This is a genomic window from Fictibacillus sp. 26RED30, assembly GCF_015903845.1.
GTDB classification, from domain to species: Bacteria; Bacillota; Bacilli; order Bacillales; family Fictibacillaceae; genus Fictibacillus; species Fictibacillus phosphorivorans.
Genome location: NZ_JACZDV010000001.1, coordinates 1,461,166 through 1,473,920, shown reverse-complemented (window position 1 = coordinate 1,473,920; position 12,755 = coordinate 1,461,166). Strand labels below are relative to the sequence as shown.

Sequence of the window (12,755 nt, the reverse complement as noted above, 5' to 3'; positions counted from 1 at the left end):
TGTATTGATGAAAATAATAGATGTACGGATTATCTTTGTCCTGGATTCCTTTGACTCTAGAAACCTCTTTCCAATCACTTTCATTGATTTAAAGTTAAGATTACGTCTTCTTTTAGAATCCACGTTGCTTGCTTTTCACTTAATTCCTTAAATGCATGATTCCATCCATCAATCGATTCTTCATAGCCAAAATCATAAACATCCTTGCCTCTAATTTCCCGAGCTGTGTATTTAGACGAAATTACATCCTCTATACCTTTGATAGAAAAGGTACTCCAACTTTTAATAAATTCTTTGTAAAACTGATTAAAAGTTTCTCTCATCTTTCCTCCTAAAAAGGGGTTTCATATATTTACTATGATTATCAAACTCACCTATATATTCAAATCCATTTTCAACATAAAACTGGTTTAGTTTAATATTATTTGCAACACAATCTAACTTGATATACTCTCTACCATGTTCAACATTCGCTTGAATCCAATTCACAATTTCTTTACCAATCCCCTTGTTCATAAAAGACGGACGCACAGCTAATCGGTGTATATAGAGAGAAGCATGGACTTCATCATTACCGAATATATGCTCGTCCCACTCTGTTTGTTCTGGTGATAAGGTAAATGTAGCAACCAGTTGTTCATTCCATGTAACCTTGTATGTATGGTTTCTCTGAATTGCACGTTTGATCTCTGTATCTTCACCACCATCGAGCAAAAATCTCCATTGATCAATATTTCTATCTTTTAACCATTGTGCACAATCTTTTAATAGACTCATAATTATTTGCAGATCTTCTCGAGATGCTCTTTGAATATCTATTGATTTCAACGATTTCATTAATATTCTACCTCCTATCTATGCTCAAAATAACTTCTTTATCTTTTATGTGAATCCTTCAAGAATCCTCATGAATAATGAAAAGCAGCAACTCTAAAAGTTGCTGCTCGGTTCAATAACACATTATAGCTTACCTATACCAAACCTGACTCAAACGTTTTATTATCAAACATCAACGCAAACTTGTTGTCAGCTTTATCTTTTTTTTCATCCATTACATATTTCGATTTTGGTTCTCTATTACTCCTCCCAACTCATTCCCTAACTCAACAATGGATTGGTTGATGCGCCATATATAATAGAGGTGATGAATTAAATCACGCTGAGATTGCTTACGGCTAGGCGCAAGTCGCTCGAACTTCTCTCGTTCTTCTTCTAAAGTTTGAAGAACAAATTCACCTTCATTCTCTGTTACAAGATTAGATAATGAATCAATATTGTTCTTTATTTTCGTCTCGATTTGAATAAAACCTTCGAGCAGTTCTTCAGGATAATCAAATCCTTTTCTGTAAGCAGAAGCGACCAAATGTTTTGCGTAATAATTGATAGCAGCTAACCTCGTCATCCAACTTACCATATCAGCGTAAATCGGTGATCCTGGGCGTTGGAGAAAAGATTGCGCTTCATCCCTGATCGCCTGAAGTTTTAAATCCAGCTTAAACGCACTTTCGGACAAATTCTTAACATTTACATCTTCTCTAAATCCTCTCACGTACTCTGTCACAAAAGGAGCAAGTTCTTCTAAGAAATCGTTGATCGATTCAGCAACTTTTACTTTCGTTTTTTTCGGAAAGATCAAATATGAGACAGCTAACGCTATGGATGCCCCTGCAATCGTATCAAGAACTCTGGATCCAATCAGTGAAAACGTAATGCCACCTAATAAAAGATCGTACATAAAAGCGATCAACATAGTGATAAACACACTCATCAATGTGTACGAAACCGTCATTAAATAGAAGGCTAGAAAAACAACCACAAAAAGAAAGATGACTTCCAAAACGGTCTGTCCGGAAAGAAGTTTAGCAAGGACAAAACCGATAACTGCACCTATGATCGTGCCTAAAGAACGCTGATATCCTTTCGTATAAATCCGTCCGATGGACTCTGTCCCAAGTAGTACGACAAATGCTGTAAGAAGAACCCAATATGGCTGTGCAGGTGAGATCATCAAACCTACCATAATAGATAGAATTGCTGCTACGAGTGCTTGATATGCCTTTTTAGTAGACGGCTTTAACGCTTTGTCCTCTGTTTTCGTATCTTCTTCGCCCACTTTATCGACGGTCTCTTCTTCTTTTTTATCTTCCGATTGAGAATAGAGAGATTGCTGTATCGTTACAGCACCCTCTATCACGTGATTAGCGATCGATTCAATTCGTCGGATAAGATAGATCCACCCTTGTGGAGGTGCTTCTCGTTCAAAAAGTTTCATGATTAATATGCGAAGTTGCTGAACCGATTTTTCAGCAGGAAGAATATTTTGCTCTTTCACATGTGGAGCGAGTACTTCGACTTCACGAACAGCAACCGTCACAGCAATGAGAAGTTGCTTAATCTCATCAACTTGAAGAGCATCTGCCTTTTTCAATCCTCGTACCGAATCCACTAACGTTTCAATCAACATACCCGTATCAAACACGTAAAGCCGAAGTTGACTTGGTAAGAGACCTGGCCATATTTTTTTTACATCATGCTCGGTGATATAACCAGAAACAATTAGTGCATATTCTCTTAACTTGGAAACGTTCTTCTCTAATTCTTCCTTACGTTTTAGGCTTGATTCTTTATCTTGCATCGCTTCGATCAGGAGGTTAAGAGTCAGGTTGCTTTGTATATGAAACGAATGAATACTTCGTTTTAAATTTTTCGCCGTATCTTGAAACAAGAAGAAATTAAGGATAAAGGCATAAGCTACACCGATCCATATTCCAACATAAAACCAAGGCAGCTGGTCACTGGATAACTTTAAAACAGAGGAAAAATAAACGGTCATAAAGAAGATCATGAACAAGGAAAAATAACGTGTACCAAATCTTGAGAAATAAAAACTGCTAAAGACACTTAACACTAAAACTGCATCTATGTAATACGCATTGTTTGCGACAAGAGAACCAATTGTAATGCCCAACATAGCAGAAACTCCGAGCCATAGCGTGGTTATTCGCATCTCTTGTTTTGTATCATCCATAACGACCATGATGCCCATCAGCCCAAGCATACCGGAAACAATAGCTGGTGTGATGCGTCCAGAGTGACCGGTGTATCGCATGATAAGAAGGGTCGTGAATACAGCAAGAATTAAACTAGCAGTCGCCCTTCCTGCTTTTTGCAACCGCACATATCCAGGGTCAGCTGCTACCATTTTCGCTAACCAATGGTGCTTATTATATATTCGTTGCACGGTTCCCCTCCTTTTCTAAAAACTATAATTGAAAATGATATCATGTAGATATTTTTTCACCAAATGAACTGCCTTAATAAACCCATTACAGATATCTAATTCTATTTATAGCATTCCCTTATTCATCACTTTTTTTAACTTACTATCTATACTTTTTGCTAAGACAATCCTCATACGAGTGTTTTTGACTGAGCTCGGCTTAATAAAAGGTTTTAACCGACTATTCATTTCCTGCATACATTTATATAACTACAAATATGTCTTTGTCAGGAGTGGAATTAATGGGATCTACAGAGTTAACAGGAAGAATAATCTTTAAAGGTGACCCTGGCTATAAGGAAGCCGTTCGAAACTGGAACCCTTATGTCAACACATATCCTCTTGTATTCGTATTCGCACAAAATGCATGTGACGTCAGTAATGCAATTAAATGGGCTCGAGAGAACGATGTTCCTTTAAGGGTTAGGAGTGGCCGACATGCTCTAGACAAAGAGTTCAATGTTGTAAAGGGTGGAATCGTTATCGACACAGGTGATATGAATAAAGTGCACTTAGATAAAAAAAGGGGAATTGCTACTGTTCAACCTGGAATTCGAGTCGGACCTCTTGTAAAAGGTCTTGCTAAAGAAGGTTTTATGGCGGTGTTTGGCGATAGTCCGACTGTTGGAATCGGTGGTATAACAACCGGTGGAGGATTCGGATTACTCTCACGTACAATTGGTGTAATATCTGATAACCTTCTTGCACTTGAGACCGTTGATGCAAAAGGACGGATTCTTAAAGCTAGTCCAACTTGCAACGAAGACTTGTTTTGGGCTTCTAGAGGAGGCGGTGGTGGTACGTTTGGCTACAATACCGAATATACGTTTAAAGTGCATCGTGCACCTGAAACCGCAACGGTCTTTAACATTATTTGGCCTTGGGAACAACTCGAAACTGTATTCGAAGCATGGCAGAATTTAATGCCGTTTGTAGATTCACGATTAGGCAGTTATATAGAGATCTATAGCAAAGTAAATGGATTATGTCAGGTAACCGGCCTTTTCTTAGGTTCAAGACCTGAATTGATTCAAATCATACAACCTTTACTTAATGCTGGGACACCTTCGGAAGTAGTCATAGAAACGCTCTTCTACCCAGATTGTATTGATTTCCTTGACCCACCTGAGCCACCTTATGCTGATCAAAACTTTAAATTCTCATCTTCTTGGGCGACTAATCTTTGGCCAGAAGAACCGATTAAGGTAATGAAACAGTTTTTAGAAGAAGCACCTGGAACAGAATCTAATTTCTATTTTACCAATTGGGGCGGTGCGATAAGCAGCGTGCCTAAAGACAAAACAGCCTTCTATTGGCGAGATCCTTTGTTTTACACAGAATGGAACGCAACATGGGTTGATAAATCTGAAGAAGCGAGTAGTCTTGCATCAGTCGAATCTGTGCGTCAGCAGTTAAAACCTTATACAATAGGTTCTTATGTAAACGTCCCAGATGAAAACATTCAGAACTTCGGAAAAGCTTATTGGGCAACAAACTTTGCTAGGCTGCAAAGAGTAAAAACAAAATATGATCCTGAGAATGTATTTAACCATCCTCAGAGTGTCCCACCACTTTTTTAAAAATTAACAATAGCAATAGTTATCCGTTATTTTGATGATCGGGTAACTATTGTTTTTTTACTTGGCTGGTTTCGTAAACTCTTTTGGAAGTTGTTCATTTCCGTTACAGGTACTTTCTACGCAAATCAACGATTAAAGTAGACGCAATAATCTTTAGGAAAATATTAATTTCATAAAAAATAAAATAGCATTTTACAAATTATGTTAACATGTAAAGACAGAAATAATGCGAGGTGTCATATGTATACGCCAACAGAGAGAGATTCTTATTTTCAGCGTACGATCGATATGTTAAATGTTCTACCAATGGTTGAAGGTGTTGTTCAATTAGGTTCAGGTGTAAAGGGTTATAAAGACGAATTCTCAGATATTGATTTAATGGTAGCTTCGTCCACTGAGGATGAAGTCATTGGAGCGAAAGAGAATATTCAACAATTTTACAAAGGTTTGAAACCCGTTATCATCAAAGAGAAGCAGTTTTCAAAAAATATTTATCTATTGATTGTTATTCTAGAAAACTCGTTGGAATTCAATGTTTCAATTCTTCCGAGGAATTTATTAAGTGTAAGATCTCCGTTGTGGAGAGTAGTTTTGGACAAAACAGGCTTCGTCTCTGAGAAGATGGAAAAAGAGGATCGTACTTTTTCAAACAAAACGGTAAAGTATGCTACTTTCGAAGATCCTGTTTTTGAATTTGTTTATTGTTACATAAGATTAGACAAAGAGTTGAAGCGCAAGAATCTCGTATATGCACTAAAGATGCTAGAGTCGATGAGAGATTATACGTTAATCGTATAGGCATTAAATGAGGATAAAAAACTTCATCAGTTTAAAGCTTACGACTCGCTAAAAAGTGACTTTTTAGAGAAATATCTTTCAACTTATCCAAAAGATATTACGTTTGACAATTTGGTTGAATCCGCTTCTTTATTAAAAGAATTGTTTATACATACCGTAACGCAGAGTTCAATATATACACTAGATGATTCATTACTTGAGTTGTTAAAACCAAAGAATAACGTTTAAACTTTTAACTAGTAAAGCTTGTTCTTATAGCCTTCTATTAAGTCATTTGCAATTCTGTCTTCTGTCATTTCCGGCAGATTGACGTGAGCCGCTAAGATCTTAGCAGCCTTCGGAAGGGACTCTTTCTTTGCCCAACTTTCCGGGTTCCAAAGTCCAGATCGCTTAAAAGCTTTACCGCAGTGCATGTAGCATTGCTCTACTTTTACAAGAATTCCAAGACTCGGAACTTTTCTGCCCACTGCCATATTTACGAGTACTTCTTCATCCTTAATTATAAAAGCTTCTCCGTTGATCCGAAGCGTCTCATCCATTCCCGGTATTAGAAAAAGTAAGCCTACTTTCGGATTTGAAAGAATATTAAACATTGAATCTACTCGCTTATTCCCTGGTCGATCTGGAATAACGAGGTGATGATCGTCCATTACATATACAAATCCAGGTTCATCTCCTCTTGGAGAACTATCACAATTCCCCTCATGATCTGATGTAGCAATGGTAACAAACGGTGAATGGGCAATAAAGTCTTTGCAGTGTTCATCAATCTTAGAAATAACTTTATTCTGCCCTCTAAGACTTGGAGTTCCGAGCATAAGCCTTAGTTCCTCTTGGCTTTTCACATAATTTAAAGTTTTCACTTTCGTTTCATCCCCTTATTTTCTAAGAGCATCCGCTGCTAGATGTGCATCTGCTTTCTTGACGTAAATGTCGTATTGCGTGTTATCAATGATTGACCGTTCTCTATCACCAAATGCCTGCCCCGGTATCCTCACTTTATATGGCACACCATCTGCTTTGAGCTTAGCTGTAACATTAAAATAGTTTTCCTGACCAAACGCAGTATAGATGAGATTCATGTTACGGTAACGATGCTTTTGAACAAGAGAACCCACAATGATTCCGCCCAGCACGATTAAAAGAAAAACCCATCCAAAAACTGGCATGCACATCACCTCTTAAGAGTTGTTATCCGAATAAAAGATCCAGTACAGACCCCAACTGCCCTTTTTTTCCTTCAAGAACATTAGGATCATACACCTCTACAAATCCACAATTTTTACATGACACGAATAAAAAGTGGTTGTGCTGAATGTCGAGAAATTTACTTAAACCCGAACCAGTCATGGCTAGTTCTTTTGTTCTGCAGCGCGAATGGCTACACTTGTTACATTTAAATCTGCTCTTAATCGCTTCTTCTACTCTGCTCATTTAAACAAATCCTTTCTGCTCATTACTTACATGGTTAAATCAATAATAGGTTGATGGAAAAATTTAGTCAACGAGTGAAAATACCCCCATAAATGAATGGTTCTCTCTTAATAGTGTATAGAGTACATAAAAAAGAAATGACAGAAGCACGAACACTGTAAGGAGGCAAAACATGGAGCCGTATGTAAAGGATGCTCTGCTTGAATGGAAAGATGAGATTGAGCAACAAAAGAAAGAAATAGACGAAGAATACGAAAAAGTCAAAACAGAACTTCAACTCTATTCTTATAAATTTGGAATCACCAAACAAGTCATCCAATCAACGATCAATGAAGAAATGATCAAGAACATCAAGAAAACTTATCAAGAGCCTTTTGAGGAAAAGTACAATGAATTGAAGCAACAGCTGAAAAAGCTTGAAGAGAAACGCAGCGTTTTCAACATGTTTGTAGAAAAGATCGAGATCGCTTCTGTAAAAGAATCCAATTCATAAAAAATCGAAGCTTGGAATGAATTCCAAGCTTCTTTTTCTATTCTTAATCTCAAGGCGCTTGTCAAAGTGTGCCGAAAATCGGATAAATAATTTTATAAACGGAATTAACTTGAATTACCTCGTATTTATTGTAATTTACCTCGTAATTATTTGTTCTTACCTCGTAATTATTTGTTCTTACCTCGTAATAAATGATAGATGTACATACAAATCAAACATAGATTGATTTTGTTCAATTGTGGTGGACGTCATGTATTTAACTATGCTTATTTTACAACTTGAGCTATTACCTCTTTTTTCACAGCTTTTTCTGTTACCTTTTCTCTCAAAAAAAGTCCAGAATACATGAAGAACGCACCGATCATGATAACTACTCCCATATATACACTCATCATTACTGGTACTAAAAACGCGCCAAGGATGATCGTCGAACGAGCTAGCATATCTGCTCCACTGAATGAAACATTCGCAAAGGCAGAGTAAGATCCTCTTTTATCGCTAGGGATCATGTTAGCTTTTTCCGCTTCTTTAATCGGAGAGTAGATCAACTCACCCATTGTAGCAATTACATTAAATAGAAGGAGAACATACCAAGCGTTCGCTGACGTAACGGTCACGTAACCGATCCCATATAACAACAACCCAATCAATAAGGCATTCTTCTTAGAAAAACGATCCATAATTCGGTTGATCAAGAACGTGAAACAAACAACCATCAACATATTTTGAATGTTAAGCATACTGAGCATGCGAACCCCAGTGATCTCAAAGTTACCAATATGAAAAGATTCGAATGTTTCAGCCAAACGAATACCAATATAGCTATTTAGTGTAAATTCTGCAGAAAAGATAAATGTTCCACCAATCACCACTTTAACAAATGCTGAATCTTTTAAAGCCACTCTGTAGTTTTGAAACAAGTCCAGAAACACATTCTCGTGTGTTTTTTCCAGAAAACCATTGAACTCATCACGCAGCCAAATTCCATAAGCAATAGGGATGCTGATTGACGTAACGGTCAACATCACGAAAAGTTCAATCTGATGACTCACATAGAGCAATCCACCTAAAGCGGCTCCTATCGCCATTGACAAGTTAATCATCCAATAATCAAGCGTGTATACTTCTTTCCTATTTTCAGGAGTTGTCGAATCCATGATGATCGCATGCATGGCAGGTCTGCCTAAGCTGCTCGTAATGATGAATCCTATATAAGCGATCGCGAAGAGCAGAATCCAATTTTGATCAGGAAGTAAGCTAACGGTCATGAGTAAAAACATGATTGCATTTAAGCAAGAAGTCGTCATCAACACTTTCTTTCTTGGAAAACGATCGGATATGTAGCCACCAATTAAATTTACAACAAATCCGATGACAACCGTTAAAATTAAAAATGTTCCTGCCCAAACTTTGCCCTTTTCAGTAGCAAAGAATAAGGCCATAAATGGCATGACGGCCGATGAAACGGCACGATTAAAGAACGATGTGATCAACCGTACTTTAATATTTTGGGGGTATTCTCTCCATCCCATATTGTCCCCTCCTTCTCTGTATTGTAATATTAAACTAGACTACAAATGATAAAAATGGACAATTAAATAAAACATGTCTACTTTTAAACTGGAGGAGAACATGGATAACAAACTTCTCATTTTATGGAGATACTTTCCATCAGGTCATATACGATCAGAAGAGATTGCTGAAGTACTTCAGATCAGTCAAAAGCAAACTACCCGATATTTAAAGAAATGGAACGATGAAGGATGGTTAACTTTTACTCCAGGTCGAGGAAGAGGAAATGTTTCACGACTACAATGGTTGAAGAATATCGAAGAAAACTTTGAAGATGAAGTTCTTCTCAAGTTGGATCATGAACCGGTTGAAATCAGCAGTAAATATTTGATGTATGATTGGTCAACGGATACGAAGATAAGATTGATGAACAAATTTCATACCCAATTTGGTTTCGTACAGAAAGCGAAAGACAAACTCGTCGTTCCAAAGCGCTTTCCGTTTAGAACTCTACACCCTTTAGATGCAGCAGATGCACATAGCGCAAATATGGTATCAAATGTATTTAACCGACTCGTATCTTTAACCGATCAAGGAGATATCCTACCTGAACTTGCTCACAGCTGGGATGTTTCACCTACGAAACTACGACTTTATTTAAGAAAAGACGTCTGCTTTCACGACGGATCTGTTCTAACAGCAGCAGATGTAATCAACTGTTTAGAGAAACTAAGATTTCATGAGCAAAACAGAGAGTTATGGACACCGATAGAGGATATTGTTTCTAAAGCGCCACTCGTGGTCGATATTCTGTACCCTGGAGGCTGCAGCTATATTCTTCCATTGTTAAGCACAATGACTTCGAGTATATACAAAGAAAGCAAAGGAAGAATATATGGAACTGGAGGGTTCTTAGTCGAAGTGGACACCGACCAAAAAACAACGCTTGTCGCTTTTAAAGACCATTTTCAAGAGCGGCCATTACTCGATGCGGTTGAATTCGTAAAAGTTCCGAAAGATTTTCCGATAGTTTATCACTCATCTTTAGAACCTGATCATCATGAAACCTTTCAAGTAGAGAGTGATTCGGGATTTGGAGTACTTATCATGAATGCTTATCGTAAAGGGTCACAAATAGCTAAAACAGAAGTACGCCAATACATCCACCACATTGTCGCTATGAATCGTCATAGAATACCAGAGTATGAGGCAAGAGCCATTCCAAACGACAACAGCTGCATGATTGGAAATCGTCTACCCTATTCGATACCTAAAGCAGTCAGGCCCGAATTTACAGAGCCTCTCATTATTAGGGTAGCGGAGCATACAGAAGAAGTTTCCAGATGGCTTCTTGACACGTTTGCACAATATGACATCCCAGTTAAAGTTATAAAAGTATCGTTTGAAGACGCTATTTTTAATAAACAACTAACTGACCAAACAGACATGTTTATACATGGTGAAATTTTCGAGTTGAATCAAGATCTATCTTTCTATTTCTTCTTAACAAATGGGTTTGCTCCATTGCCTTTAATTTTAGGGAAAAACAAGAGGTGGCAAAAACGCCTTTCTCAATATGTTCATACACCATTTGAGAATTGGACCGATTTGAATATTGCAGTCGAAAAAGAACTTATTGATGAAGCCATTATGATTCCACTTTATTATCAAAAAAGGTATATTCCTTTTTCAACTGAATTGATGAACGTGAACATCAAGCATTTCGGATATGTTGATTTTTCTAAACTATGGTTACGGCCTACAATGGATTAGTAAAAGAAAAAAGGATCTGAGTTTTCAGATCCTTTCCCACACTGTAATTTATGGTTTAGCGTTTATGGTCCACGATAATCCAAACATCAATCCAATAAATATGGGGATAAAAAGATTGATTCCTATTCCCCACCAAGCGAACTGTTTGGAACAATTCTTCGTAAACAATCCGACTACACCTAAGAAAACACCAAGAAAAGGTAAATGAAATAGAAATAAGTCAGGTATATCCATTGTTTCTATTAATAACCCAATATTTAAAACGGCTAGAGCGAGTAAGCCAATGATAAAAGAAATAAATCCTGTTAAAGTCTGCAGTTTTCTTTTACTTTTTTTCTTTATTTCCAATTCCATAATTTTACCTCCCCTACATTTATTGCTCGGACTTCTTTCACTTGTTCTAATTTTCTTAACTCTGGAACAGGTCCTGTTACTACTGCTCCATAAATGAGAATGCCTTTGTCTTCCACATACTTACGGCGATCTTGTATTTCAAGAGATTTTATCTGTGATACAATTTCAGCCGTTTGTTCATTTTTCTCTAATAATTTTAATATATCAAGAAATACTTCCTCATTCGTTTGATCCCCGTCAAAAGGTGACCAAGTTGTTGTATCGACCTGTGCTGGATAGCCAATTGGTGTGATCGGAACACCTTCTTTATCCAGCTGCTTTGCTTCTAATCCAGTATCAACTGCTAACCATCGTACCTCCATTTCTTTCGGTAAAGCTTTTTCAATTTCATTAGGCTTCATTAATTCTGAAAACGAAAGGTAAGCTTCGGCAACTGTACCGTCGGGAAGGTTATTCAACACATCTTCTGCTTCAATTGTATTGAATGAAATCATTGCATCGGGATGATACATCTTCTGGCTATCCTTCACCACATCAATTCCATAACCCATCGGAGGAAGCTGCTCTAAGAATGATATTTTATCAGGAAATTTCGGCTTTTCTAATCCGAAATATACATCCACCTTCTCAGCTAAATAATCTTCACTGCCAATACGCTTAAACGTATCAAAGGTCACATTCATGGAAAACAAACCAATCTCACTTTCTATTTCCATCTCTTCTAAACTGACATTTGGTTCAGTTACATAAATTGCCTTCCCTACTACATCGATCATCGTGTTTGCTTTACCACCAATGCCATAATACAAGTAAGTGATTAATGTCATGATGGGTAACATTAGAAGTAAGATTGCCAGGCTAATCATAACGGTTGCATTTCGAGCTGTATTTGCCCCCACTCGAATAATCTCTCTTTGCTCTTCTTCAGAAAGAGATGGTGACGTATGAATGTCGTTTTTCGTTTTCATCATGTAAGCTTTATATAAACTTTCATCTTTATTTTGATCCTGTTTATGCTCGTCGCTCATCTAGGTTCATCCTTTCCTTAACACGTTCCACTAGCTTTTTTCTACCTCTTGAAATTTGGCTTTTTAATGTGTTCAGCTTTATGTTTAAAATCTCAGCTGCTTCTTGATAACTAAGTTCATTCAAATCGCACAACAGAACAGCTTGTTCTTCAATCTCTTTTAAACACTTTAAATCCTCCATTAATAATAAAAATGATTCCTTTTCTAGCATCTTACTTTCTGGTGTATTTTCTCTCATATCTACATTTTCTTTAACCTCATCCGTAACAATCGTTTTTTTATTCTTTCTTTGGTGATCGATAAATGCATGATACGCAACTTTAAACAACCAAGCTTTAATGTTGTTAATCTCATAGTCTGCCAAGGTTAGATAAGCTCGGTAAAATGCTTCTTGCACCAAATCCTCCGCAACATGGTGATTTTTCGAAAGAGAGTACAAATAGCGGTACAGGTCATTCATATAGTGTTTATATACATCCTCCAGTTCCACAACCGCTCCCCCT

The 12,755-nt window shown here is 37.2% G+C and carries 14 protein-coding genes; 4 read left to right on the top strand and 10 right to left on the bottom strand.

Translation table 11 applies throughout. The features are described 5' to 3' along the window. Positions 1–80: 80 nt before the first annotated feature. The 3 genes from IHV11_RS07605 to IHV11_RS07595 all read right to left on the bottom strand — a co-directional run bounded on the left by IHV11_RS07605 (position 81) and on the right by IHV11_RS07595 (position 3,241). On the bottom strand, positions 81–323 hold the full coding sequence (locus IHV11_RS07605) for a hypothetical protein (protein WP_197194235.1): 243 nt from the start codon (positions 321–323) through the stop codon (positions 81–83). Continuing rightward, positions 307–837, bottom strand: coding sequence for a GNAT family N-acetyltransferase (locus tag IHV11_RS07600; RefSeq protein WP_197194234.1), 531 nt, complete (start codon positions 835–837; stop codon positions 307–309). The genes IHV11_RS07605 and IHV11_RS07600 overlap by 17 nt, the downstream gene beginning before the upstream one ends. A 214-nt stretch (positions 838–1,051) precedes the next feature. Further along, positions 1,052–3,241, bottom strand: a complete 2,190-nt coding sequence (locus IHV11_RS07595; protein WP_370568637.1) for an FUSC family protein — start codon at positions 3,239–3,241, stop codon at positions 1,052–1,054. Between the two features lie 281 nt (positions 3,242–3,522). Between IHV11_RS07595 and IHV11_RS07590 the strand changes: the two genes are divergently transcribed. Together IHV11_RS07590 and IHV11_RS07585 are read left to right on the top strand one after the other, a co-directional pair. Then, positions 3,523–4,860: an FAD-binding oxidoreductase gene (locus IHV11_RS07590; protein ID WP_197194233.1), complete on the top strand. Its 1,338-nt coding sequence runs from the start codon at positions 3,523–3,525 to the stop codon at positions 4,858–4,860. A 240-nt stretch (positions 4,861–5,100) separates the two neighbouring features. Further along, positions 5,101–5,658: an aminoglycoside 6-adenylyltransferase gene (locus IHV11_RS07585; RefSeq protein WP_197194232.1), complete on the top strand. Its 558-nt coding sequence runs from the start codon at positions 5,101–5,103 to the stop codon at positions 5,656–5,658. A gap of 236 nt (positions 5,659–5,894) precedes the next feature. Here the strand turns inward: IHV11_RS07585 and IHV11_RS07580 are convergent, their stop codons facing one another. From IHV11_RS07580 to IHV11_RS07570, 3 genes are read right to left on the bottom strand one after another with little or no spacing between them, the layout of a single operon-like run. Continuing rightward, positions 5,895–6,521 (bottom strand): pyridoxamine 5'-phosphate oxidase family protein, encoded by a 627-nt coding sequence (locus tag IHV11_RS07580; RefSeq protein ID WP_312035115.1) that lies wholly within the window; start codon positions 6,519–6,521, stop codon positions 5,895–5,897. A 15-nt stretch (positions 6,522–6,536) separates the two neighbouring features. Next, positions 6,537–6,827, bottom strand: a complete 291-nt coding sequence (locus IHV11_RS07575; protein ID WP_231620206.1) for a hypothetical protein — start codon at positions 6,825–6,827, stop codon at positions 6,537–6,539. Between the two features lie 22 nt (positions 6,828–6,849). After that, positions 6,850–7,092, bottom strand: a complete 243-nt coding sequence (locus tag IHV11_RS07570; RefSeq protein ID WP_197128025.1) for a zinc ribbon domain-containing protein — start codon at positions 7,090–7,092, stop codon at positions 6,850–6,852. 172 nt (positions 7,093–7,264) lie between these two features. Between IHV11_RS07570 and IHV11_RS07565 the strand changes: the two genes are divergently transcribed. After that, positions 7,265–7,585 carry a hypothetical protein gene (locus IHV11_RS07565; protein ID WP_066394515.1) on the top strand — a complete coding sequence of 107 codons (321 nt, stop codon included), beginning with the start codon at positions 7,265–7,267 and terminating at the stop codon, positions 7,583–7,585. A 266-nt stretch (positions 7,586–7,851) separates the two neighbouring features. On the opposite strand, the gene IHV11_RS07560 is transcribed toward IHV11_RS07565, so the two are convergent. Further along, the gene (locus IHV11_RS07560) at positions 7,852–9,117 is read right to left on the bottom strand and encodes an MDR family MFS transporter (protein ID WP_197194231.1); all 1,266 of its coding nucleotides are present in this window, start codon (positions 9,115–9,117) and stop codon (positions 7,852–7,854) included. 100 nt (positions 9,118–9,217) lie between these two features. Between IHV11_RS07560 and IHV11_RS07555 the strand changes: the two genes are divergently transcribed. Beyond that, the gene (locus IHV11_RS07555; RefSeq protein ID WP_197194230.1) at positions 9,218–10,870 is read left to right on the top strand and encodes an ABC transporter substrate-binding protein; all 1,653 of its coding nucleotides are present in this window, start codon (positions 9,218–9,220) and stop codon (positions 10,868–10,870) included. 48 nt (positions 10,871–10,918) lie between these two features. On the opposite strand, the gene IHV11_RS07550 is transcribed toward IHV11_RS07555, so the two are convergent. The 3 genes from IHV11_RS07550 to IHV11_RS07540 are packed head-to-tail and all read right to left on the bottom strand — an operon-like array spanning position 10,919 to position 12,742. Then, on the bottom strand, positions 10,919–11,224 hold the full coding sequence (locus IHV11_RS07550) for a hypothetical protein (RefSeq protein WP_197194229.1): 306 nt from the start codon (positions 11,222–11,224) through the stop codon (positions 10,919–10,921). Then, positions 11,209–12,252 (bottom strand): anti-sigma factor, encoded by a 1,044-nt coding sequence (locus IHV11_RS07545; protein WP_197194228.1) that lies wholly within the window; start codon positions 12,250–12,252, stop codon positions 11,209–11,211. Before IHV11_RS07545 ends, IHV11_RS07550 begins: the two co-directional genes overlap by 16 nt. Further along, complete coding sequence (locus IHV11_RS07540) at positions 12,236–12,742, bottom strand: sigma-70 family RNA polymerase sigma factor (RefSeq protein ID WP_197194227.1); 507 nt, start codon at positions 12,740–12,742, stop codon at positions 12,236–12,238. The genes IHV11_RS07545 and IHV11_RS07540 overlap by 17 nt, the downstream gene beginning before the upstream one ends. Positions 12,743–12,755: the final 13 nt, after the last annotated feature.

Excerpts from the sequence above, each read along its gene's own strand:
- IHV11_RS07565 (WP_066394515.1), top strand. The coding sequence starts at position 7,265 with ATGGAGCCGTATGTAAAGGATGCTCTGCTTGAATGGAAAGATGAGATT.
- IHV11_RS07550 (WP_197194229.1), bottom strand. The coding sequence starts at position 11,224 with ATGGAATTGGAAATAAAGAAAAAAAGTAAAAGAAAACTGCAGACTTTA.
- IHV11_RS07570 (WP_197128025.1), bottom strand. The coding sequence starts at position 7,092 with ATGAGCAGAGTAGAAGAAGCGATTAAGAGCAGATTTAAATGTAACAAG.
- IHV11_RS07605 (WP_197194235.1), bottom strand. The coding sequence starts at position 323 with ATGAGAGAAACTTTTAATCAGTTTTACAAAGAATTTATTAAAAGTTGG.
- IHV11_RS07555 (WP_197194230.1), top strand. The coding sequence starts at position 9,218 with ATGGATAACAAACTTCTCATTTTATGGAGATACTTTCCATCAGGTCAT.
- IHV11_RS07600 (WP_197194234.1), bottom strand. The coding sequence starts at position 837 with ATGAAATCGTTGAAATCAATAGATATTCAAAGAGCATCTCGAGAAGAT.
- IHV11_RS07575 (WP_231620206.1), bottom strand. The coding sequence starts at position 6,827 with ATGCCAGTTTTTGGATGGGTTTTTCTTTTAATCGTGCTGGGCGGAATC.
- IHV11_RS07545 (WP_197194228.1), bottom strand. The coding sequence starts at position 12,252 with ATGAGCGACGAGCATAAACAGGATCAAAATAAAGATGAAAGTTTATAT.
- IHV11_RS07585 (WP_197194232.1), top strand. The coding sequence starts at position 5,101 with ATGTATACGCCAACAGAGAGAGATTCTTATTTTCAGCGTACGATCGAT.
- IHV11_RS07590 (WP_197194233.1), top strand. The coding sequence starts at position 3,523 with ATGGGATCTACAGAGTTAACAGGAAGAATAATCTTTAAAGGTGACCCT.
- IHV11_RS07560 (WP_197194231.1), bottom strand. The coding sequence starts at position 9,117 with ATGGGATGGAGAGAATACCCCCAAAATATTAAAGTACGGTTGATCACA.